This window comes from Streptomyces sp. NPDC005878 (assembly GCF_040629815.1).
Lineage (GTDB): Bacteria > Actinomycetota > Actinomycetes > Streptomycetales > Streptomycetaceae > Streptomyces.
Genome location: NZ_JBEXWK010000011.1, coordinates 183,641 through 204,693, shown reverse-complemented (window position 1 = coordinate 204,693; position 21,053 = coordinate 183,641). Strand labels below are relative to the sequence as shown.

Sequence of the window (21,053 nt, the reverse complement as noted above, 5' to 3'; positions counted from 1 at the left end):
GTTCCCCGCTGCCCGGCCCGGTGGCCCGTTCAGATCAGACTGCGGGCCTCGTACGAGGCGGCGGACCAGGCAGCACCGTTCGGTGCCGGGGTGAGCGTCACGGTGAGCAGGCTCCGGCCGCGGGTGTAGGCGGCGGGCAGTTGGTAGGTGTCGTCGAGCCAGCGCCGGTCGGTGTTGGCGAGAGGCTGGTACCAGTCGCCCAGCCGGTGCCCGTCGACGCTGATCTCCGCCTGCTGCGGGGCTTGTTGCTGGTCGGAGGTGCGCCGCAGCTCGACGCCTTTGTTGCGGGGGTCGATGGTCAGGGTGAAGGACACGGGTGTGCGGGTGGCCCGGGTCGGGGCGCGCAGCCGCGTGGGTGTACGGGCATCACCCTCGAAGGCGGAGTCGAGCACGGGGAGCGGGCTCGCGGCGTCGGAGGTGTACCGGTGAGCCGCTTCGCCGGCGAGATCTCCCAGGTGCAGCACATCGCTCGTGTACGAGGCGGTCGTGGAGGTGCCGTACCAGAACGCGGTGGAGGAGTAGTCGGCCTGACGGTCGTTCATCGGACCGTGCTCGATCGAGTAGTCGATCGACTCGGTGAAGGCCACCGAGTCGTGCAGCTGGAGGCGGTAGGCATCGGTGCAGTCACGCCCGGTCGCGCAGCCCGAGGAGGCGGTGAGGTGGGTGGGGTTCCCGTTGAAGGGCTGGGTGTAGGGGCCGCGGTTGAAGTACCAGCCGCTCTGGTAGAAGTCCTCGGTACCGGTGCCGTGGATCTGGGGGGTGCGTGCCCCGTCGACGTACACCCGTTCGTCGCCCTCCAGATAGGTACGGTCCGTGTCACCCCGCATGCTGTGGCTGACGCCGACGAACTTGCCCCGGCCCTGCGTGCGCAGGAACGACCAGCTCGTGCCGGCAACGGTCGGTCCGGCGTGGGACAGGGCGTGGAAGCGGCCCTCGGCTCTCGTACGCACGGCCTGGGCGTGGGCGGGGGAGGGGGCCGTGCTCACCGAGGCGCTGCCCGCGGTGACCGGGATGTCGGAGCCGTTGTAGAGCTGCACATGGGCCCGCGTCGAGAAGGGCATGGGCCACCAGGCGCGGAAGGTCCGCGTCTGGGGATCGGTGGCGAACATGAGGGCCCGCACCGGGGCCAGGGCCTGCCCCGCGCCGAAGAACTCGCCGAGCGGGGCGTCGACGGTGCGCTGACCGTCGAACGAGATCAGCAGGCGGAGCGCGGTGAGCAGCGTCCGGCCGGCCGCCGGCGCGGTGGGTTCGCCGCCCCCGGGGACACGGCCACGGCCCGCCACCCTCCGCGTGGCGGCGCCGGACACCTGCGGGAGGTGGATCTCCAGTGCGGTGAGGAGTCCGGGCGTCAGGGAGGTGGCGAGCGTCTGGGTGGCTCCGGGGGCGAGGCTCAGGGCCTGGGTGGTCGTACGGGTTCCCGGCAGCGCCGGTTTGGGGTCGCGGGTGCCGGCCGCTTGGATGAGGGCGACGACATCCTGGGCCGTGTCGTGGGGGTCGAAGGTGACGATCCCGTCGGCGTCGGCGAAGGAGCGGTACGACACGTGGTAGAAGAGGGGATTGTGCTGGGTAGTGATGCGCATGGACTCGCGGAACGGCATGGGCACTTCGATGAGCACGCCCCCCGATGACGCCGCGGCGTTGGCCACCAGGGGCGGTGCGAAGGGCGCGCCGAGCCGGCCGTTCACCACATCCTGAAGCGGCGCGTCCAGGACCTTCTTGCCGTCGAGCTCGATGGTGAGCGTGCCCGTGCGGGTCACATCGCCCTCGTCGCGGGTGAACCAGATGGACCCGATCTCGCCCGCTCCACGGTGCTCCGCGATCACGCAACCGCCGCCGCTGGAGCGCAGACACGAGTAGGTGCCGAAGAAGCCGTCCTGAGCGTTTCCCCCGGCGCGGTCGAAGCTGGAGAACTGCAAGGTGCGCACACCCGAGGGAAGAACCGGAAGACGGTCGAGACGGCGCAGACTCTCCCATCCCACGGGCCCCTTGGTACCGGGAGCCGGGGCGTTCACCGCGGCCGGCGCGTTGTCCGCGGTCGCTTCCGCCATCGCCTCCGCGTACGCCGGCAACAGTGCCAGGACGACGGTGACAGCCATCGCCGTCGCGCGGGAGAACCAACTGGCACACGTCATGCCGACCTCCAGAACAACATGGGCATGGAGCGTCCCGAGGTGCGCCCGCGTCAGGCGCGCCGGGAGCCACGGCCGCGTGACATGGCAGCGTGTGACAGTGTGCCCGGGGAAGGCACGGCGGCGGGTGACCTCACCACGGCGAGTCCTGGTGCGGCAGGGGTGACGGTCGGTCCGCTGGGCGCTGAACTCCTACGGGCTCGACCGGCTGGAGGAGGGCGGCCGGCGGACACGCGGACAGCGGTGGCCCGCCCGACAGGCGGGCCACCGCGTTCCCCCACCCAATCGGTCAGAGCTTCAGGCGGTGCACTCCTCCCTGGACCGTGCCCACGTACAGCCAGCCTCCGGAGGCGGCCAGGCTGGTGGCGTTGAGGTTCTGCAGGCCGGTGGAGACGTTCTGCCAGCTGTGGCCGCCGTCCGTGGACCGCAGGACGCCCCGGCCGCCGCGCGGCAGGGCGGAATCCCAGTAGCTGGTACTGGCCGCGTAGAGGGTGCCGCCCACCTCCTGGATGTCGTTGACGCGCAGCGGCAGTTTGCCGGTGTCGGCGGTGCGGAAGGTCCGGCCGCCGTCGGTCGAGACCCTGATGGCGTCGCCGCCGGTCAGCATCTTGGCGCCGGCGAACTCGATGGTGTCCACCCGGCCGTCGGCGATCCTGGTGATGTCGTCCCCCGCGTTGTCGGAGCGGTAGAGGCCGTCGGGGGTGCCGAGCCACAGCCGGTCCGGGTTCTTCGGGTCGCCCGCGACGGCGGTGAAGTACGTCTGGTCGTGCAGGAGGTTCTTCCAGGTGGAGCCGCCGTCCTCGGTGGAGAACAGGCCCTTGCCCAGGAGGTTCGCGTACGAGACGTACACGCGGTCGGGGTCGGCGGGGTGCACCGCGAGGGCCAGCACCGTGCCGTTGCTCTCGCCCTTCTGCTGCCAGGTGGCGCCCGCGTCGCCGCTGCGTTCCAGGTGGAAGTCGCCCCAGGCGCCGCTGCGCACCCGCCACACGGTCCGCGAGTCCTTGGCGGAGGCCTGGAGCAGCCGGGTCGCGACGCCGAGCCTGCCCTCACCGCCGGTGGTGCCCCACTCGGCGCCGGAGACCGGCAACCGCGAGCGGTGGGTGCCCTGCGGGCCGGCCGCCAGCAGGCGGTCCCCGCTCAGGGCGAGGGAGTTGACGGTGCCGCCCTGGACGCCGATGCGCCGGTAGTCCTCGCCGTCCGGTGTGCCCCGGTAGACACCGGCCGCGTCCGCGGACACGGTCAGTGAGCCGTCGGCCCAGCGGGTGAAGTCGGAGGTGGTGGAGGCGGGGTTGGCGGCCGGGATGGTGCTCCAGCGGCGGCCGTGGTCGTGGCCGACGCGGATGTCCTCGCCGTAGCCGACGTACAGGTCACCGCCGCTGAGGGTCAGACCCGTACCGCCGTATGCGCCGGTGTCCAGGGTGGCCCAGGTCCTGCCGCCGTCGAAGGAGCCGACGACGCCGGACCCCACCTCGTACATGGCCACGACCCGGCTGTCCGCGACGACGTCGACGGAGACCCGGTTGCCGGTGGGCTCGTACACCTTGGTGGCCCTGCCGAGGGTGCCCGAGGCCAGTCCGTCGCGCTTCCACAGCGACTTGCCCGTCGAGAAGTAGACGCTGTCGCCGCCGATCGCCACGTCGTAGACGCGGTCGGCGGGGATGCCGTGGGGTTCGGTGGCCCAGGTGTCGCCGCCGTCCCGGCTGATCAGCAGGTCGGTGGCGGTGACGGCGAGGAGCATGCTCCCCGTCTCGTCGGTGAGGAGGTCGATGACGCGCCCGTCGGGGGTGTCGAGGGTCTGCCAGGTGCGGCCGCCGTCCTGGGTGCGCAGGATCGAGCCGGTGCGCGGAATGCCGGACGCGCTGTTGGCCGCGTACCACCAGCGCTGGGGGTCGTGCGGGTCGATGACGGTGAAGGCCGGGCCGCTCGCGTCGCCGAGCGGCAGCCTGGTGTGCTGCTTCCAGGTCGCGCCGTTGTCCTCGGTCGACCAGGGGCCCGCCTTGTTGTACTGGGTGAGGACGGCGGCGCCCGGGGCGCTCGGCGCGGTGGTGACGTCGCCGCTCTCGGAGTTGGGGCCGACGGGCTGCCAGCGGGAGGTGCGGCTGCTCGTGGGAGTGACCTCGAAACCGTCGCGGTTGCCGGTCAGCGTCTTGCCGTCGGCGGTCACGCCTTCGGCGGACACCAGGTGGGCGCCCTCGCCCCGGCCGGTGATCTCCGCCTGGTAGACGTTCTCGGTGCGGAGCGTGGTGGTGACGGTGTAGGGCCTGCCGTGCGGCGGGGTGACGGTCAGGACCGGCGGCTTCGCGAGCGGGGCGGGGCTGAGGACGACGGCGGTGGACGTGCCGTCGCTCGGGTCGGGGCCGGTCTGGAGGAACATCTTCCGGACGACGAGGAGGTACGGGACGCGCAGGGCGGCACCGTGCTCGGGCGTGACCGTGACCGTACCGGTGATCTCGGCTTCGCCGTCCGGGCGGGCCGCCCGCAGGGTCACCGTCGCCGTCGCACTGGCGCCGGCCGGGATGCGCAGGGTGTCCAGGCTGATCCTCGCCGGGCCGCTCGCCTTCAGGCGGACCGTGCGCGTCCTGGTGCCGGAGTTGGTCACGGTGAGCTTCTTGGCGGCGCCGACCGTGTGCCGGGCGAGGTCGGCGAGGGCGTACGAGAGGGTCGCCGGGGTGGTGGTGATGCCGGTGTCGGCCGTGGCGGCGGCAGCGGCGACGTCGAGGCGGCCGGAGCCGACGGTACTCGTCCCGCCGTCCTTGAGCTGCCGGGTGGATCCCACCAGTTCGGAGGTGACCTTCGCCGGGGTCTCGCCCGGGTGCAGTTGCCGCAGCAGGGCGGCGGAGCCGGCGACGTGCGGTGCCGCCATGGACGTACCCGACATGCGGTAGTAGCCGGGGGCGTACAGGGACGCGGGGACGGTGGAGCGGATGTCGAAGCCCGGCGCGACGAGGTCCGGCTTCAGACCCCACCGCAGGTCGGGACCGCGCGAGGAGAACGAGGCGATCGCGTCGGTGGCGTCCGTGCCGCTGACCGTCACCTCGACCCTGCCCTGCGCCAGTCGGCGGCCGAGCTCGGCGTACTGGGTGGAGTCCATGCCCAGCATGACGATCGTGTCCATGCGCAGGGAGTCGCCCGAGTCCTTGAGGGAGGTCCGCGCGGCGAGCGGCACGGTTCCGTCGCCGGAGGGGGCCTGGGGCCGGTCGGGCAGGCCGGGCTGGGCCCGGGACTGCGGACCCGGTGCGGCGAGCACGGGGCCACCGCCCCCGGACGGTCCGCCGATGAGGGCGATCGCACCGCGGCGCTCGGCCTCGCGGGCCATCTCGATCTCGGTCATGTACAGGTCCTGCGAGGACTGGGCGACCAGCATGTCGACCCGGACGGCCTTGCCCTCGACATCACCGGCCCGCTCCCAGTCCTCCGCGGTGCCCCGCCCGGCATCGACGAGCGCGGCGGTGACCGGCTTGGCGGGCGGGTTCGCGGAGACCAGTCCGCGGTACGCCTGGATCTTCTCGCCGCCCCGGTACGCGGCGCTCGGTATGCGCAGCCCGCTGACGGAGGCGCCGACCGCGATGACGCCGTCGCCGGCGGCCGGGGTGCTCACCGTGCCCCTCCTCGGCCCGTCGTTGCCGGCGGAGGCGACCACGACAACTCCCGCCCGGGTGGCGGCGGTCGCCGCCGCGCCGAGCGGATCGGTGCCGTCGCCGTAGCCGCCGAGGCTCATGTTGATGACGTCGGCGCGGTGCGGATTCGCCGGGTCGACCGCGGCCTCGATACCGGCCACGATGTCCGAGGTGTAGCCCTCGCCCGCGTCGTCCATGACCTTGTACGCCAGGATGCTCGCGCCCGGCGCCACACCGGTCACCCCGCCCTTCTGGGCGGCCCGGCCCGCGATGATGCCGGCGACGTGCGTGCCGTGGCCGTTGTCGTCCATGGGATCGGTGTCGCCATTGGCGAAGTCGTAACCGGCGACGACCTTGTGGCCCTCGCCGAACCCGCCGCCGAGGTCGGGATGGGTGTAGTCGACCCCGCTGTCCAGGACGGCGACGGTGACGCCGTGGCCGTCGGCGCCCTTGCCCGCCGGGTCCTTGCGGCGCCACACCTGCGGGGCGTTGATCAGCGGCACGCTCGCGTCGGTGAGGAGGCGCATCCTGGTGTCGGGGACCACGGACACCACCCCGGGCAACCGCTTCAGCGCGGTGACCTCGGAGGCCTTCACGGTCACCGCGACCGCGTTGAGCAGCAGGTTCAGGGTGCGTGGCGAACCGGTGCGCACACCGGCGGCCTTGGCCCGGTCGAGGAACGACTTCTGCCGTCCCGCGACGGCGGCGCGGTCCGTGCCGACCGCCCGGGCGTCGCCGGCGCGCAGAGCGCCCTTCCCGGTAGCGGCGGCCGCCCCGGACAGCGTGACGATGACGCGCCGCTCCGGATCCTGGTGGGGGTCCGCCGTGGCGGACTGGGGTACCGCGGACAGCAGTCCGCCGAGGACAGCGACCGCGAGTGCGGCGGTGAGAGATCTTCGAGGGGTCATGCCAGACCAAGTAATCGGAATCCAGTGGTCCAGACAACGATTTGGCCTGGCCCATTGCTGCCCCTGGCACCTACGGGCCAGGATCCTGATCATGCCCCAGCTGACCGCCGCCGGGATCGATCCCTTCGACGAGAGCGTCTACCGAGCGATCCTGGTCCGCCACACGGCCGCTCCCGCGGAACTGGCCGAGGACCTGTTCTGCTCCACCGAGCGGGTGGCCCGCGCCCTCGACCGGTTGCGCGAGCACGGCCTGGTGGGCCGGCTCGCCGGAACGCGGCGCCGCTACGCGGCCATCGAGCCCGGCGCCGCCCTGGAGTCCCTGGTCCGCTCCCGTACCGCCGACCTCGACGGCGTACGGGCCGCGGCGGGCGAGCTCTCCCGGCTCTTCACCACGGCCCAGCAGGGCGGCTCCGAACAGGTGGAAGTCATCACCGGCGGCGAGGCGTTGGGCCGCTGGTTCGTCCAGCTCCAGCAGGAGGCCCGCGAGGAGGTCATCACGCTGGACCGCCCGCCGTACGCCCTCACCACCTCCAACCCGGTGGAGGCGACGGCCCTCACCCGTGGTGTCCGCTACCGCGCCGTGTACGCCCCGGAGGCCCTGGAGTGGCCCGGGGTGCTGGGCGACATCCGCGAGCTGGTCACCCATGGCGAGCAGGCCCGGGTCCTGCCCGGTCTGCGCATCAAACTGGCCATCGCGGACCGGCGCCTCGCCCTCATGCCCCTCTCCCTCGACTTCACGGCCGAGGTGCGCGCGGTGGTCATCCGCCCCTCCGCCCTCCTGGACGGGCTGATCGACTACTGGGAACTGTGCTGGCGCACGGCCACCCCGCTGGACGCGCCCGGCGAGGACCCTCTCGGCGAGGAGGACCGCCAGATGCTCACCCTGCTGGTCAGTGGCCTCAAGGACGAGGCGATCGCCCGCCAGCTGGGCTGGTCCGTGCGGACGATGCGACGCCGGATCAGTCGCCTCCACGAGGAGCTGGGCGCGGCCAACCGCTTCCAGGCGGGGGTGATCGCGGCTCGGCGGGGGTGGATATGAAGGCGGCGCGGCGCGGGGGAGCGCGTCGGACCGCGGAAACCCGCGGGACCACTGGCCGGGTTTGCCCGCGGGCCTGCGCGGTCATACGGCATGGCAGCCCCGGCCCGCCGTGACGCGCGGTGCCATCCGGGCTCACGACCGCCCCCCCGGGGCTCTCCCGCCGCCAGAAGAAAGCCCGAGCGCAGACGTGACCACGCAGACAGAGAAGCCGTCGGCCGACGCGACCGAAGCCCCGCTCAAGCGGGTCCTCGGCACACGCCTGCTGTACTTCTTCATCCTGGGCGACGTCCTGGGAGCGGGTGTCTATGTGCTCATCGGACAGGTGGCGGCGGAGTCCGGCGGCGCGGTGTGGGTCCCGCTGGCCGTGGCCCTCTGCCTCGCGCTGCTGACGGCGGCCTCCTACGCCGAGCTGGCGACGCGGTACCCCCGGGCGGGTGGCGCCTCGTACTACGCGACGCTCGCGTACGGTCCGTTCGTCGGCTTCTTCACCGGGTTCTGCATGCTGGCAGCGGGGATCGTCTCGGTCGCCGCACTGGCGCGAGGCTTCGGCGGCACCTATCTCACCGCCTTCGTGAACCTGCCCGTGGCGCTGGTCGCCGTCCTGTTCCTGGCGGCCCTCGCCCTGCTCAACGCGCGGGGCATCAGCGAGTCCACCCGGGCCAACGTGGTCGCCACGGTCATCGAGGCCAGCGGCCTGCTTCTCGTCATCGGGCTGGGCGTGTGGCTCGTCGTCGTCCGCGGCGAGGGGGACCCGGGACGGCTGGTGCAGCTCGGCACACCCGGGAGCGGCCCGGTGTCCGCCGCGCTCAGCGGGGCGGTGCTCGCCTACTACTCCTTCGTGGGTTTCGAGACGTCCGTGAACGTCGCCGAGGAGACCCGCGACGCCCGCCGCGCCTATCCGCGCGCTCTCTTCGGCGCCCTCGGCACGGCCGGGTTCGTGTACGCCGCGGTCGGCGCGGCGGCCTCCGCCGCCGTACCGACCAGCGTGCTGGCGGGTTCCGACGGCCCGCTCCTGGAAGTCGTGCGCGCGGCCGGCGCCGTACCGGAGTGGCTGTTCTCGGCCATCGCCCTGGTCGCGGTCGCCAATGGAGCGCTGCTCACCGGCATCATGTGCTCCCGCCTGGCCTTCGGCATGGCGCGGGAACGGCTGCTGCCGGCGTTCCTCACCCGGGTACTGCCCCGGCGCCGCACGCCGTGGGCCGCCATCGCCACCACGACGGCGCTGTCCCTGCTGCTCGCGCTCACGGGCGACATCGAGTCCCTGGCCGCGACCCTGGTCCTCCTGCTGCTGGTCGTGTTCTTCACGGTCAACACCGCGGTCCTGGTCCTGCGCCGCCGCGACCGGTCGGGCAACCCGGACCACTTCCGCGCCCCGGCCGCGATCCCCGTCCTGGCAGCGCTCTCCTGCGTCCTGCTGGCCACGCGGATCGAAAGCGGGGTGTGGCTGCGCGGGCTGGTCCTGCTGGCGGCGGGCGGAGCCCTGGGCCTCCTCTCCACCGCGCTCTCCCGCCGTACGGCCTCCGCGGTGCGTCGATCACGGTGATCAGGCAATGAACAGGTCAAGCGTCTCTCAACCGGGTCAAGTTTCGGGCTCCGGCGGAATTCCCGGGGGCTCATCGGAATAGTCGCCTCGGGAAACAGGTTCGAGTGACACGTACCCGGCCCGGGTGCCGCCGCCGACCTCGTCCCGCCACCGGAGGCCCCCCGCATGCCCCAGCCGACGACCGACCAGCAGGCCGCGCCGCGCGGCATACGCGGTGTCGTCCCCGTACTCGCTTTCGCCGGCATCACGGTCGCGGTGATGCAGACGCTGCTCGTGCCGGTCATCAAGGACCTGCCGGAGCTGCTCGGCACCTCCCCCTCCAACGCCACCTGGGTCATGACCTCGACCCTGCTCGCCGGCGCCGTGGCCACCCCGATCATGGGACGGCTCGGCGATCTGTACGGCAAGCGCCGCATGCTCCTGACCAGCCTCGCCATCATGGTCGTCGGCTCACTGATCGCCGGTTTCACCAGCGAACTCCTCGTGATGATCGTCGGCCGCGCCCTCCAGGGCTTCGCCATGGGCGCCATCCCGCTCGGCATCGGCCTGATGCGCGACGAGCTGCCCCGCGAGAAGCTCGGCTCGGCGATGGCCCTCATGAGCTCCTCCATCGGCGTCGGCGGCGGACTCGCGCTGCCGCTCGCGGCCCTGGTCGCCCAGCACACGAACTGGCACGCCCTGTTCTTCGGCTCCGCCGGCCTCGGCGTGGTGGCCATCGTGCTCACCCTCCTCGTCGTCCCGGAGAGCAAGGTCAAGGCGGAGGGCACCTTCGACGTGTTCGGCGCGCTCGGCCTCTCCGCGGGGCTGATCCTGCTGCTGCTCCCGATCACCAAGGGCAGCGACTGGGGATGGGGATCGGCCACCACGCTCGGCCTGCTCGGCGCGGCGGTCCTGGTCCTGGTCCTGTGGGGCGTGATGGAACTGCGCGTCAAGGCGCCCCTGGTGAACCTGCGCACCACCGCCCGGCGCGAAGTGCTGCTCACCAACCTCGCGTCCATGATGGTCGGCGTCGCCTTCTACGCCATCTCGCTCGTACTCCCGCAACTCCTCCAGCTGCCGTCGGCCACCGGCTACGGCCTCGGTCAGTCGATGGTCGTCGCCGGACTGTGCGTGGCGCCGCTCGGCCTGACGATGATGCTGACCGCGCCGGTCTATGCCCGCCTGTCCGCCAAGTACGGCCCCAAGACCACCCTCATCCTCGGCATGCTGATCATCGCGGTCGGGTACGGGGCGGGGCTCGGCCTGATGAGTGCGGCCTGGCAGACCATCGTCATCGCGGTCGTCGTAGGCGCGGGCATCGGCCTCGCCTACTCCTCGCTGCCCGCGCTCATCGTCGGTGCGGTCGACCCGTCCGAGACGGGCGCGGCCAACGGCCTCAACACCCTGATGCGCTCGATCGGTACGTCGGTGTCGAGCGCCGTCATCGGCATGGTCCTCGCCAATACGTCGCGGGACTTCGGCCCGGTCGCCCTGCCGACCATGCACGGCTTCCGCGTGTCCTTCCTGATCGCGACGGCCGCGGTCCTGGGCGGTCTGGTGTTCGCCGTCTTCCTGCCCAAGGGCCGTCCCGCCGCCAAGCCCCAGCTGCGGGCCAGCAGCGAGGAGGACGCGGCGCTCGAACGGGCCACCGAGGCGCTGGCCGCCTTCCACGGCCGCGTCGTCGGCGCGGGCGGAGCGCCCGTCGCCCACGCCAAGGTCACGCTGATCGACCGCCACGGCCGCCAGGCGGGCACCGCCCGCACCGATGAGAGCGGCCGGTACGCGGTGGCCGTCCCGCAGGGCGGCCCCTACGTCCTCGCCGCGACGGCCGCGGGCCACGAGCCCCTGGCGTCGTCGGCCACCCACCACGGGGGCGAAGGCCCGGTCACGGTGGACCTGTCCCTGGCCACGCCCGTCACGTAGACGGGGAGTGTGAGGGCCCGCGGGCGATCTCTTTGGTACGGAAGGGGAATGAGGGGCGGGAGTGCGGGCAAAAGGCTGGTGCTTGTACAGCCCACGTAGCAGCGACGAGGAGGCACTTCCCATGCTCATGGCGCACCCGGCCGTACTGAACAACCTGGTCGAGCAGTACCTGACGCTGCGAGCCCTGCACGCCGACAGCGGTACGGAGGCGGCGCGCCAGCGGATGAACGACGTCGCCTACACCCTGTGCATCGCGACCGGCACCCGCGACATCGACGCCGCCCTCATCGCCGCCCGCCACCGGCTCCCCGGGGCCCGCCCCACCGACGACTCCCTCCTCGCCGCCTGACGCTGCCCGGACCCGCCCGGGCAGCCGGGTGCTCAGTGGCCGCCGCGCGGCTCGAAACAGCCGGTCTCCCCGCGCAACCGGCGTCAGGAGACCGTGGCGGTCGGTGGCGTCCAACGCTGGTTGCGGGGTGCCGCGCTGGGAATGTCGTAGTCCTTCTTCAACGTGTCCGGGATGGCGTAGTGCATGACGCGTCCACGCGTGAGGGAGGACAGCTCGAGGACCGAGGTGAGGTGGCCGAGGCGGTCCAGGGCCCAGGCTCCGAGCGGGGAGCGGTCCTCGATGGTCTCCAGGACGCCGAGAAGGTGGGGAACGGCCTTCACGAGGGTGTCCCACCGAGTACGGGGCACCTGGAGCCAGTCGGCGCAGGTGTCGCCGACGAGGTGGCGGATGAGGGCCGAGACGATCGGGTCGAAGAGGGTGCCGGGCACGACCTCCTCGTAGAGGTCGATGAGCTGGCGGGTCAGGAGGGTGCCCTCCGGTGAGGGCCCCATGTGCTGGACCATGTACAGGTCGAGGAACCGGCGGGCCTCGTCGAGGGTCTTGGGCACGGCGTCCTGGTCGACGCCGAGCATGGCACCGACGACGCGCCAGGCGTAGTAGTACGCCTCCGCGCCCTGCGCCGACATGTGGATGCCGAGGCGGTGCAGGCTGTCCAGGACGAGCAGGGAGAAGAACATCTGCCCGCCGATCATGTCCTCCTGACAGATGGGCGTCCCGTAGGTGTTGGTGTCCCAGAGGTTCTCGCGGGCCAGGTGGTGGCGGATGGAGGCGTGCAGGAGGCGGACCTTCTGGGCGGCGGGGATGAACCGGCTGCCGGCCTCGAAGGCGTCGGGCTGCATCAGGTAGACGGTGAACTGCCCGGTCTCCGCCATCCGTTTGGACGGGTACTTCAGCCCATGCGTGGTCGACAGCAGTTTCGCCACGCGCGGTACGAGATAACACGCGGGCATGGAGGCGAAGGACAGCGCGGTGGAGATGTGCACGTTGTTGTCGATGAAGAACAGCCGGGCCTTCTCCATCTCCCCCCAGTCGACCCACGCCGGAACCGTTCGCGTGGCCTCCAGATATTCGCGCGCGACGTCGGGCAGGCCCTCGGGCAGGGGGGCGCCGACGGTGGAGACGTACCGCATCAGGGTGTTGAACTTGCCCACCTCCCCGCGCTCGAAGAGCGTCGCGACGGTGGCGTCGGCCAGCTCGTCACCCGCCTGCCGGAGGGCGGACATGGATGCCTCGGTGTACGTCATGGCGGGGTTCCTTCTTCCAGGAGGGGCGTCGACGAGGGGGCGGGAGGGGCCTGCCGGACTCACAAGGACAGGTGGCGGGGCGCCGGGAGTGCCGTGAGACGCGCGGACCGGGCGTTCAGGACAGTCGGACGGCCGCCGAATGCGCCAGGGCGGTGAGGGCCGTGACGGCGTGCGCCGGTACGTCCAGCTCGTGGAGGGCGTCGAGAGCCTCCTCGACGCGTGCGCCGATCATGTTCTCGATCTGCTCCGGGGCCCCCAGACGGCGCATGACCGCACGGACCGCGTCCAGATCCTGTCCGCCGAGGTCGGGTCGGCCCAACAGGGCGCACAGTCCCTCTCGTTCGCGCTCGTCGGCGAGGCGCCAGGTCTCCGCCAGCAAAGCCGTGGGGCGCCCGCCGCGCACGTCGTCGATGTTGGCCTTGCCGGTGCGCTCCGGGTCGCCGAACAGGCCGAGCAGGTCGTCCCGAAGCTGGAACGCCTCGCCCAGGGGCAGCCCGTACGTGGAGTAGCCCTCGCGCAGCCTGGTGCCCGCCCCGGCCAGGGCGCCGCCGATCAACAGGGGCTGCTCGACGGTGTACTTGGCGGTCTTGTAGCGGATCACCTTCAGCGACACCGCGGTGTCGGGAGGCTCCCCGGTACGCAGCAGCTCCAGGCACTCGCCCGCGATCAGCTCGCGGGCCATCACCGACCACAGCGGACGAGCCCGGGCGAGATACGCGGCGGGCAGACCGCAGGTGGCGAAGAGCTGTCCCGCCAGGGACATCAGCAGGTCCCCGACCAGCATGGCCAGCGACCGCGCGGTGGCATCCGCGTCCGGGCGCCGCGCCACGGCGTCGCGCAGGGCGGTGTGCACCGTGGCGCGCCCGTGGCGCAGCGGGCTGTCGTCGATGAGGTCGTCGTGCACGACCGCGGCGGCGTGCACCAGCTCCATAGAGGCCGCGGCCCGCACCAGCGCGTCGCTGTCCGGCTGCCCCACAGCGCGCCAGCCCCAGTAACAGAACGCCGCCCGTAGCCGTTTGCCCTCCGCGACCGCTGCCTCCACCTGCTGGGCCACCGGCGCGAGAGCCGGGTCGATGGCCGTGAAGTCGTCGGCCTCCTGCGCGACGAAGTGGTGCAGTACGTCGTCGACGCGGGCCTTGAACGTCGCCGGACCCCACTGCTCAGACGTCATCGACGCCCTTACCGGCCAGGACGTGGCGGGCCAGGATCTCCAGATGGGCGGGCGGTACGGATGCGTACCGGTCCAGCACCAGACGTCCCCGTGCGACCAGGTCGTGCTCGGCTTCCGCCGCCACCTCGGCGGCGTCCGAGCGGCGCAGCAGCCCCCGGACCGTCCCCAGGGCCGTGCCCAGCGTGCTCACGGCCAGATCGGCCAACCCGGCCGCCAGCAGCACCGCTTGACCGTCCAGGCCCTCGCGCCGTTGCGTTTCGTGCGACATACCGTCTCCCCAGCACCAGTCCGCGGCATATTCGGACGGCATGGTTCACGCGCCGCCCCCCAAAGGATCGCGTCACCCGGGCCGCGAAACCGGAAGAACTCACGATCGGGTGAGCGCATCGCTCGGCCGTACGGATCGGACCGCTCGGGCTGCGGCACGGCACTGGGGCGGAGAATTACTCGGATCCGAGTAGTCTGTTCCAAGTAAGCCACCGAGGCCGCCGACGCGACTGGAGCGCCCCATGAGCACCCGCCACCCGCCCGCTCCCGCCGAAGGACCGAAGCCCCCGAAACGCCCCGCCAACACGCTCGCTCTCGCCGTACTCGGCCTGCTGCTGGAGCAGCCCATGCACCCCCATGCCATGGCCCGCACGCTCCGCGAGCGCGGTATGGAGCGCGCGTTCAAGCTGACGACCGGATCGCTGTACGACACCGTCCGCGCGCTCACGCGGGACGGGTGGATCGAGGCCGACGGCACCGAGCAGGTCGGCAACCGCCCGGCTCGCACCGTCTACCGCCACACGCCCGCGGGGCGGCACGGCTTCACCGACTGGCTCGACGAGCTGATCCGCGAGCCCTCGCCCGAGTATCCGCGCTTTCTCTCCGCCGTCGGGTACCTCGGAGCGCTGGGCCGCGTCCGCGCCGCCGGGGGGCTACGGGCGCGGGCCGCCGCACTGAGGGCGCGGATCGCGGAGGGCGCCGAGGCCTACCGCGCGGCCCGCGAGGACCACCACGCGCCGCGCCTGTTCGTCATCGAGGCCGAATACGCCGCCGCCATGGCGGACGCCGAGCTGGCCTGGGTGGAACGCACCGCCGACGAGATCGAGCGCGGAACCCTGACGTGGCCGGAGGGGACGGACGATGAGTGACACCGTGGCGAAGGGCGGGGGAGCGGGAGAGGGGGGAGAGGGCGCGGCCGACGGTGTCGACGTCGACGTGGTGATCGTCGGCGCGGGACCCGCCGGGCTGACACTCGCCGGGGAGCTGGGACGCGGCGGGGTCCGGGCGCTGGTCCTGGAGCGGGAGCCCGAACCGCCGCGCTTCTGCCGGGGGTTCAACCTCAACGCCCGGAGCCTGGACCTGCTCGACCGCCGGGGTCTTGCCGCCCGTTTCCTCGCCGAGGGGCCGACGGTGTCCACGACCATGTTCGTCGGTGCTTCCCGCCTCGACCTCGCCGCCATGCGTACGCGGCACCCCTACGTCCTCGGCATTCCCCAGACCCGAGTCGAGGAGCTGCTCGCCGCGTGGGCCGTGGAGTCGGGAGCGCGTATCGTACGCGGCCGGCGCCTCACCGGGCTGCGGCCGGACGGTGACGGTGTGACGGTCGAGGCGGACGGCGCGGACGGCCCGTCCACGCTGCGCTGCCGTTGGCTCGTCGGGTGCGACGGCGGCCGCAGTACGGTACGGAAGGCCGCCGGAATCGGCTTTCCGGGAACGCCCGCACGGAAGTTCACCCTGCTCGGCGACGTGGTGCTCGCCGACCCGTCCACCGTCTCGTTCGGCCCCAACGCGGGCCCCGAGGGACGCTCGGTCTTCGCGATCCCGCGTCCCGGCTACGTCCGTCTGGTCACCGTCGACCCGGCACCGCCCGAGGACCCGCACGAGCCGGTACCGCTCGGCACCTTCCAGCGCGCGATCGACGCCGCGCTGGGCCACCGGGCCGAGATCGCCGAGGCACTGTGGCTGACCCGGTTCGGGGACGCGGCACGGCTCGCCGACCGGTTCCGGGCGGGCCGGGTGCTCCTCGCCGGGGACGCCGCCCACATCCACCCTCCGGCCGGCGCCGTCGGCGTCAACGCGGCGATCGACGACGCCGTCAACCTCGGCTGGAAGCTCGCCCTGGTGGCGCGCGGGCAGGCACCGGACACCCTGCTCGACACCTATCACGACGAACGCCACACGGCCGGTGCCCGCCTGCTCCGCAACACCCGCGCGCAGACGGTACTCGCCGAAGCGGATGGCGTGGACGACCGCCTGGCACCGGTCCGCGATCTGCTCTCCGAGCTGGCCGGGTCCGAGGACACGGCCGGGCCGCTGGCCGAAACGATCACCGCTGTCGGCACCCGTTACCCCGCCTCCGGAGACCCCCGGCACCCCTGGGCAGGACGGTTCGTGCCGGACATCCCGCTGGGCCCGGACGGCGAGGACAGCCTCATGGCGCTGCTGGCCCGTACAGCCGGGGGCGCCCTGCTGCTCGGCGGTACGTCAGCCGTGCACGCCCTCTCGGCCGCCGCCCGTCCCTGGGCGGACCGGGCCACCACCGCCCGTACCCGCCCGCGGGGACTGGAGCACGCTCAGGCGGTCCTCGTCCGTCCCGACGGGCACGCGGCGTGGATCGCGGCGATGTCCACGCCGGTGGAGGCGGCGGCACAGGAGTTGCGGGAGGCTCTGGCGTACTGGTTCGGGAGCCCGGTCGCAGCCTTGTGACGACGCAGGAAGGAGGTTCGGGTCGGAACGGACCAAGAGCGGTGCAGCGGCCGCTTCCCAGCGCGGCGCGTCGTTCACCCCCTGGTGTGGTGGACGCGCCGACCCGATGCCTTCCACCATCGCGGTAGGCCACCCTTCGTCGGATGAGTGGCCTTGTCCCCGGAGCGCGCGTGCGGCGCACCGGGATCGTGTACCTGACCCTGCTGGCCGTGGGCACCGGGGGAGCGCTTCTGGTCGCCCCGCGGATGGAGGACCCGGCGTCGGTACTCGTGGCGCTGCTGCCGACCTGGGCCGGTGCCTATCTGGCCTGGAGCGCCTACCGGGCCGACCGGGCCGAGGCGGTCGTGGCGTGCGGCGACGCCGAGGTCGCCGGGCGGCTCGCCGACGCCGTGCGGCGGCAGTGGGAGGCCGAGGCGGCGATACGGAGCCTGGCCGACCCGTACCCGCTGCCCGTCGCCTGGCGCGGTGCCGACGCGGATCTGGCCGATGCCTCGGACTGCGAAGCGCTCGTCGGGAGGGACGACGAGATCGCCGACGTCTTCACGCGGCGCGTCCCGTCCCGTCGGCTGCTCGTCCTCGGCGAACCGGGGTCGGGCAAGACCCTGCTGCTGGTGCGGCTGGTGCTGGCACTGATCGAACGACGGCGGGCCGACGACCCGGTGCCGGTGCTGTTCTCGCTGGCCTCCTGGGATCCGGCGGCGCTGGACCTGCGTACGTGGATGGGGCGCCGGCTCGTGCAGGACCACCCGGAACTGGGCGCTCGCGCGGCCGACGCGTACGGGGAGGTCAGCCTGGCCGACCTGCTGCTGGAGCGGCGCCTTGTCCTGCCGGTGCTCGACGGGTTCGACGAACTGCCGCCCGCGGCGGGAGCGTTGGCCCTGCACCGCATCAGCGAGGCCCTGCCGTACGGCTGCGGCCTGGTCCTGTCGAGCCGTCCCGCCGAATACCGGGCCGCCTTGCGGCCGTGCGGCGCGGTCCCCGCCCGGCTCGCGGAACTGGCCGGCATCCACCTCCAGCCGCTGCGCGCGGAGGAGGTCGCGGACTACCTGCGCCACGATTCCGGTGGACCACGTGCCCCGGCCGCCGAACGCTGGAGCGCGGTGACCGGGCGGCCGGGAGTCTCCACGCCCGTGGCACAGGCCCTGACCAGCCCGTTGATGGTGTCTCTCGCGCGCTTCGTCTACAACCCTCGCCCCGGGGAGCGGCACGAGAGGCTGCCGGACCCCGGCGAGCTGCTGCGGCTGGACTCCCGGACCGCCGTGGAGCACCACCTCCTCGACGCCTTCGTCGACGCCGCGTACCGGCCCCACACCCGCCGCCCCGCCCGGTGGAGCGCGGACCGGGCCCGCCCCGCGCTGCGCCACCTCGCCCGGTACATGGAGCGCGGACGCGACGGCACCGCCGAACTCGCCTGGTGGAAGCTGCGGCACGCCGCTCCCACCGGGCTGCCGTCCGTATTGGCCGGGGTGCTGCTGGGCACGGTGGCCTGGCTGCTGGAGGGCACCTGCATGGAACTGACCCACCACTTCACCCCGGACGGCGCGCCGGTGAGCTGGGACCAGCGCGGCGGTCTGGGGGTGATGGCGGCCGGGATCTGCGGCGGTCTGGCGTGCGGTCTCGCGGCGGCCCTGACCGCCATGGTGCTGTGCGTCCTCGCCGCCGCCCCGGAGGTGACCGCGGAGCTCGTGCTCAACCGCCTGGCCGACGGAGCCACCCTGGCCCTGGCCGGGGTGATCATCTCCGGTGTCGCCTCCGGCGGTCTGTCGCGCTTGCGACGGCCCGCCGACTGGGACCGACGGGCCCTGGCGACCGCGCTCGTGGGCGCCGTCTGTTACGCCGGGGCCTTCGGCAACGGCTGCGGCACGGTCCACGCCCTCCTCTACGGTGTGGCGGCGGCCGCGGTCGACATGGACGGTGGTCGCACCGAGCTCGCCTGTCCGGCCGCCCGGGTGCGCCGGCACTGGAGCGGGCAGAGCCTCGGCCGCGGACTCCAGGTCGGTCTTCTCATCGGCGGCAGCATCCTGCTGGAGGGCCTGCTCTCGGACGTCATGTCGGGCGGCGACGGCGTTCAGTACATCGCCCCGCCCGATCCGCACGCGGCGTTCTGGGCGGCCGTGCAGACGGGCACGGTGTTCGGTGTGGCCTGTGTACTCGTGCACGGCCTGCGTGCCGTCCCGGTGGACCTGGGCGCCTCGGTCGACGCCCGCGTCCTGCTCGCCAACGACCGCCGCACCCTGGTCACCTGCGTCCTGACCGCGACGGTCGTCGGCGCGACGAGCATCGGGATCCAGAGCTGGTGGGCCGTGCTGACGGGCTCGACACGCGTGTGGGGAGCCGAGGCGGCCGGCGGCCCCGTGTGGGGTTTCGTGGTCGGGCTCATCCCGGCCGTACTGACCGGCCTGGCCATCGGGATCCGGCAGGCCGCCTGGGGCCACTACACCGTCGCCCGCTGGTATCTGGCCCTGCGCCCGGGACTGCCGTACGACCTCATGGCGTTCCTCGCCGACGCCCACGACCGGGGCGTGCTCCGGCGGGTCGGCGCCGTCTACCAGTTCCGGCACATCGAGTTGCAGCACCGGCTCGCCGCCGAGGAAACCGTGGGCGAGCGGGGAGCGGTGAGGGGTGATCGGTGATCCGCAGAGCGGGCCGACGGGCTCACCGCCCCCCGGCGACTACCGGCCCGTACTCACACGCCCCGCGCCCGTTTGCGCTCCTCGCGGGCCTCACGCCAGTTCCGGCCGGCCCTCCGGGCGCGGCTGGTGGACCAGTCCCGGAACTTCCACAGGGCCACCACGAGGGGGGCCAGGATCACCCCGATGAGCAGGGAGCCGCCCCACCCCTTGTCGGAACGGAAGTGCAGATAGAGCACCTCCAGCACGAACGCCAGGAGGAGCAGGAGCGCCAACTTGACTGGTTTGGGAACGTTCATAGACGTCAACTGCCCCCGATCCAGGGGCATATGAGCACGACCGCACACACCGAGCAGTCCCGCCGGAGCGCCGCGCCCGGAGCGGACCGCGTGGCCGTGCTCGCCCCGCTCTGGACGGGAGCCAGTGGACCCGGCAAGGGCTGCTCTCCATGGTCGCGTTCGGCGAGTCGGTGATCCTGCATAAGGTGTGCGGCATGAAGAAGACCCGATCTCTGCTCGCCCTGGTGCTGGGGACGTCCGCCCTGGTCGTGGGCGCTCCCGCCGCCGCCGGCGCCGACCCGGTGCCGCTCGTCACCACCGGTGCGGTGTTCAACGACCCGACGGGGAACACGGCCGCCCAGGACGCGGTGTTCGGCCATATAGCCCGACTCGTCGACGGGGCCCCGAGGGGCTCGGACATCAAGATGTCGATGTACGTGCTCGGCTCGGACTACCTCGCCGCCCGGCTGACCGCCGCACACCGGCGTGGGGTGAACGTCCGGGTCGTCCTGGACAACGAGAGCCTGCTGCACTGGGCGGGCAAGGTCACGTATCCGAAGCTGGTCGAAGGCCTCAAGCCCGTCGCGGGGTCCGGCACTTCATGGGTGCGGGTCTGCGCGGAGAACCAGGCGTGCCTCGCCCAGGACCCCGCCCCGGCCGACTCCTTCCACGGTGTCAACCACAACAAGTTCGTGCTCTTCTCGCGCACCACCGGCAGCGGTGCGGGCACGGTCCCGGTCGACGACGTGGTCGTGCAGACGTCCGCCAACCAGACCCCGTGGGACCGCCAGCACGCCTTCAACGACGCGCTGACCGTGGCGGGCAACACCGCGCTGTACGCCGCGTACACCGGCTACTTCGACGACCTCGCCAGTGCCCAGGCCGGGACGAAGGCGCAGGTGGCCGACTACCCGACGGAGTATCCGGCGGGCAACGCGAAGGCGTACTTCTTCCCCCGGGCCGCCTCCGACCCGATCCTCAACATCCTCGACACCGTCGACAACCCGGTCAACGGGCAGCCCGCCTGCTACGGGAACTCCCCGGGCCACGGCACCGAGGACGGCCGCACCGTCATCCGGGTGGCCATGCACCAGATCACCCGGCCCGAGGTCGCCAAGAAGCTGTGGGAGCTCGACGACGCGGGCTGCTACGTCGACATCGTCTACCGCTACCTCGACGTCGCGGGAGCCGGCACGGCGATCGCCGACCAGCTCTCCAGGCCGACCAGATTCGGCGGGATCTCCCTGCACCGCCTGGACGACGCCGATGACGGCGACGGTGACCCGAACACGCGGAACGCGATGGCCACGCACTCCAAGTACCTTCTGATCGACGGGACGTATCTGGGCAAGCCCGACCAGAAGCTCGTCTTCACGGGCAGCCACCCGTACACGAAGAGCGCGTTGACGACGAACGACGAGGCGCTTCTCAAGTATGACGACGCGGCGGTGCACGACGCCTACCGCGAGAACTTCCGCACCCAGCGCGCGATGGCCGACCAGCAGACGGCCCGAGCCGGGTCCGCCGACTGACCGACGGATCTTGTCGG

At 72.5% G+C, this 21,053-nt stretch carries 14 protein-coding genes; 8 read left to right on the top strand and 6 right to left on the bottom strand.

Going from position 1 to position 21,053, the window contains the following annotated elements; translation table 11 throughout:
- Positions 1-29: 29 nt before the first annotated feature.
- The gene (locus tag ABZ404_RS19235) at positions 30-2,132 is read right to left on the bottom strand and encodes a glycoside hydrolase family 172 protein (RefSeq protein ID WP_358837781.1); all 2,103 of its coding nucleotides are present in this window, start codon (positions 2,130-2,132) and stop codon (positions 30-32) included.
- Between the two features lie 286 nt (positions 2,133-2,418).
- A complete protein-coding gene (locus ABZ404_RS19230; protein WP_358837100.1) occupies positions 2,419-6,654 on the bottom strand; it encodes a S8 family serine peptidase in 4,236 nt (1,411 codons plus the stop codon).
- Between the two features lie 91 nt (positions 6,655-6,745).
- Here ABZ404_RS19230 and ABZ404_RS19225 point away from each other — a divergent pair, with 91 nt between their 5' ends.
- From ABZ404_RS19225 to ABZ404_RS19210, 4 genes are all read left to right on the top strand, one after another.
- Positions 6,746-7,693: a helix-turn-helix domain-containing protein gene (locus ABZ404_RS19225; protein ID WP_358837099.1), complete on the top strand. Its 948-nt coding sequence runs from the start codon at positions 6,746-6,748 to the stop codon at positions 7,691-7,693.
- Positions 7,694-7,880: 187 nt separating this feature from the next.
- Positions 7,881-9,236: an APC family permease gene (locus tag ABZ404_RS19220; protein ID WP_358990588.1), complete on the top strand. Its 1,356-nt coding sequence runs from the start codon at positions 7,881-7,883 to the stop codon at positions 9,234-9,236.
- A gap of 165 nt (positions 9,237-9,401) precedes the next feature.
- Positions 9,402-11,138: an MFS transporter gene (locus ABZ404_RS19215; RefSeq protein WP_358837186.1), complete on the top strand. Its 1,737-nt coding sequence runs from the start codon at positions 9,402-9,404 to the stop codon at positions 11,136-11,138.
- Positions 11,139-11,259: 121 nt separating this feature from the next.
- Positions 11,260-11,487, top strand: a complete 228-nt coding sequence (locus ABZ404_RS19210; protein ID WP_358837187.1) for a DUF5133 domain-containing protein — start codon at positions 11,260-11,262, stop codon at positions 11,485-11,487.
- An 83-nt stretch (positions 11,488-11,570) separates the two neighbouring features.
- On the opposite strand, the gene ABZ404_RS19205 is transcribed toward ABZ404_RS19210, so the two are convergent.
- From ABZ404_RS19205 to ABZ404_RS19195, 3 genes are all read right to left on the bottom strand, one after another.
- Complete coding sequence (locus ABZ404_RS19205) at positions 11,571-12,731, bottom strand: oxygenase MpaB family protein (protein ID WP_358837188.1); 1,161 nt, start codon at positions 12,729-12,731, stop codon at positions 11,571-11,573.
- A gap of 115 nt (positions 12,732-12,846) precedes the next feature.
- Positions 12,847-13,902, bottom strand: a complete 1,056-nt coding sequence (locus ABZ404_RS19200; RefSeq protein ID WP_358837189.1) for a polyprenyl synthetase family protein — start codon at positions 13,900-13,902, stop codon at positions 12,847-12,849.
- Positions 13,892-14,170, bottom strand: coding sequence for a polyprenyl synthetase (locus ABZ404_RS19195; protein ID WP_358837190.1), 279 nt, complete (start codon positions 14,168-14,170; stop codon positions 13,892-13,894). The genes ABZ404_RS19200 and ABZ404_RS19195 overlap by 11 nt, the downstream gene beginning before the upstream one ends.
- 241 nt (positions 14,171-14,411) lie before the next feature.
- Between ABZ404_RS19195 and ABZ404_RS19190 the strand changes: the two genes are divergently transcribed.
- From ABZ404_RS19190 to ABZ404_RS19180, 3 genes are all read left to right on the top strand, one after another.
- Positions 14,412-15,038 (top strand): PadR family transcriptional regulator, encoded by a 627-nt coding sequence (locus tag ABZ404_RS19190; protein WP_358990585.1) that lies wholly within the window; start codon positions 14,412-14,414, stop codon positions 15,036-15,038.
- A complete protein-coding gene (locus tag ABZ404_RS19185) occupies positions 15,031-16,596 on the top strand; it encodes an FAD-dependent monooxygenase (protein ID WP_358990583.1) in 1,566 nt (521 codons plus the stop codon). Before ABZ404_RS19190 ends, ABZ404_RS19185 begins: the two co-directional genes overlap by 8 nt.
- 143 nt (positions 16,597-16,739) lie before the next feature.
- Positions 16,740-19,229: an NACHT domain-containing protein gene (locus tag ABZ404_RS19180; RefSeq protein WP_358834566.1), complete on the top strand. Its 2,490-nt coding sequence runs from the start codon at positions 16,740-16,742 to the stop codon at positions 19,227-19,229.
- Positions 19,230-19,282: 53 nt separating this feature from the next.
- Here the strand turns inward: ABZ404_RS19180 and ABZ404_RS19175 are convergent, their stop codons facing one another.
- On the bottom strand, positions 19,283-19,525 hold the full coding sequence (locus ABZ404_RS19175; RefSeq protein WP_358834567.1) for a hypothetical protein: 243 nt from the start codon (positions 19,523-19,525) through the stop codon (positions 19,283-19,285).
- A gap of 194 nt (positions 19,526-19,719) precedes the next feature.
- Between ABZ404_RS19175 and ABZ404_RS19170 the strand changes: the two genes are divergently transcribed.
- Entirely contained in the window at positions 19,720-21,036 is a 1,317-nt protein-coding gene (locus ABZ404_RS19170; RefSeq protein WP_358834568.1) for a phospholipase D-like domain-containing protein, read from the top strand.
- The last annotated feature ends 17 nt before the right edge of the window (positions 21,037-21,053 follow it).

What these genes read in the sequence shown, in the direction of transcription:
- ABZ404_RS19235 (WP_358837781.1), bottom strand. Translation starts at nt 2,132, where the DNA reads ATGACGTGTGCCAGTTGGTTCTCCCGCGCGACGGCGATGGCTGTCACC.
- ABZ404_RS19230 (WP_358837100.1), bottom strand. Translation starts at nt 6,654, where the DNA reads ATGACCCCTCGAAGATCTCTCACCGCCGCACTCGCGGTCGCTGTCCTC.
- ABZ404_RS19225 (WP_358837099.1), top strand. Translation starts at nt 6,746, where the DNA reads ATGCCCCAGCTGACCGCCGCCGGGATCGATCCCTTCGACGAGAGCGTC.
- ABZ404_RS19215 (WP_358837186.1), top strand. Translation starts at nt 9,402, where the DNA reads ATGCCCCAGCCGACGACCGACCAGCAGGCCGCGCCGCGCGGCATACGC.
- ABZ404_RS19210 (WP_358837187.1), top strand. Translation starts at nt 11,260, where the DNA reads ATGCTCATGGCGCACCCGGCCGTACTGAACAACCTGGTCGAGCAGTAC.
- ABZ404_RS19205 (WP_358837188.1), bottom strand. Translation starts at nt 12,731, where the DNA reads ATGACGTACACCGAGGCATCCATGTCCGCCCTCCGGCAGGCGGGTGAC.
- ABZ404_RS19200 (WP_358837189.1), bottom strand. Translation starts at nt 13,902, where the DNA reads ATGACGTCTGAGCAGTGGGGTCCGGCGACGTTCAAGGCCCGCGTCGAC.
- ABZ404_RS19195 (WP_358837190.1), bottom strand. Translation starts at nt 14,170, where the DNA reads ATGTCGCACGAAACGCAACGGCGCGAGGGCCTGGACGGTCAAGCGGTG.
- ABZ404_RS19190 (WP_358990585.1), top strand. Translation starts at nt 14,412, where the DNA reads ATGAGCACCCGCCACCCGCCCGCTCCCGCCGAAGGACCGAAGCCCCCG.
- ABZ404_RS19185 (WP_358990583.1), top strand. Translation starts at nt 15,031, where the DNA reads ATGAGTGACACCGTGGCGAAGGGCGGGGGAGCGGGAGAGGGGGGAGAG.
- ABZ404_RS19180 (WP_358834566.1), top strand. Translation starts at nt 16,740, where the DNA reads ATGAGTGGCCTTGTCCCCGGAGCGCGCGTGCGGCGCACCGGGATCGTG.
- ABZ404_RS19175 (WP_358834567.1), bottom strand. Translation starts at nt 19,525, where the DNA reads ATGAACGTTCCCAAACCAGTCAAGTTGGCGCTCCTGCTCCTCCTGGCG.
- ABZ404_RS19170 (WP_358834568.1), top strand. Translation starts at nt 19,720, where the DNA reads ATGAAGAAGACCCGATCTCTGCTCGCCCTGGTGCTGGGGACGTCCGCC.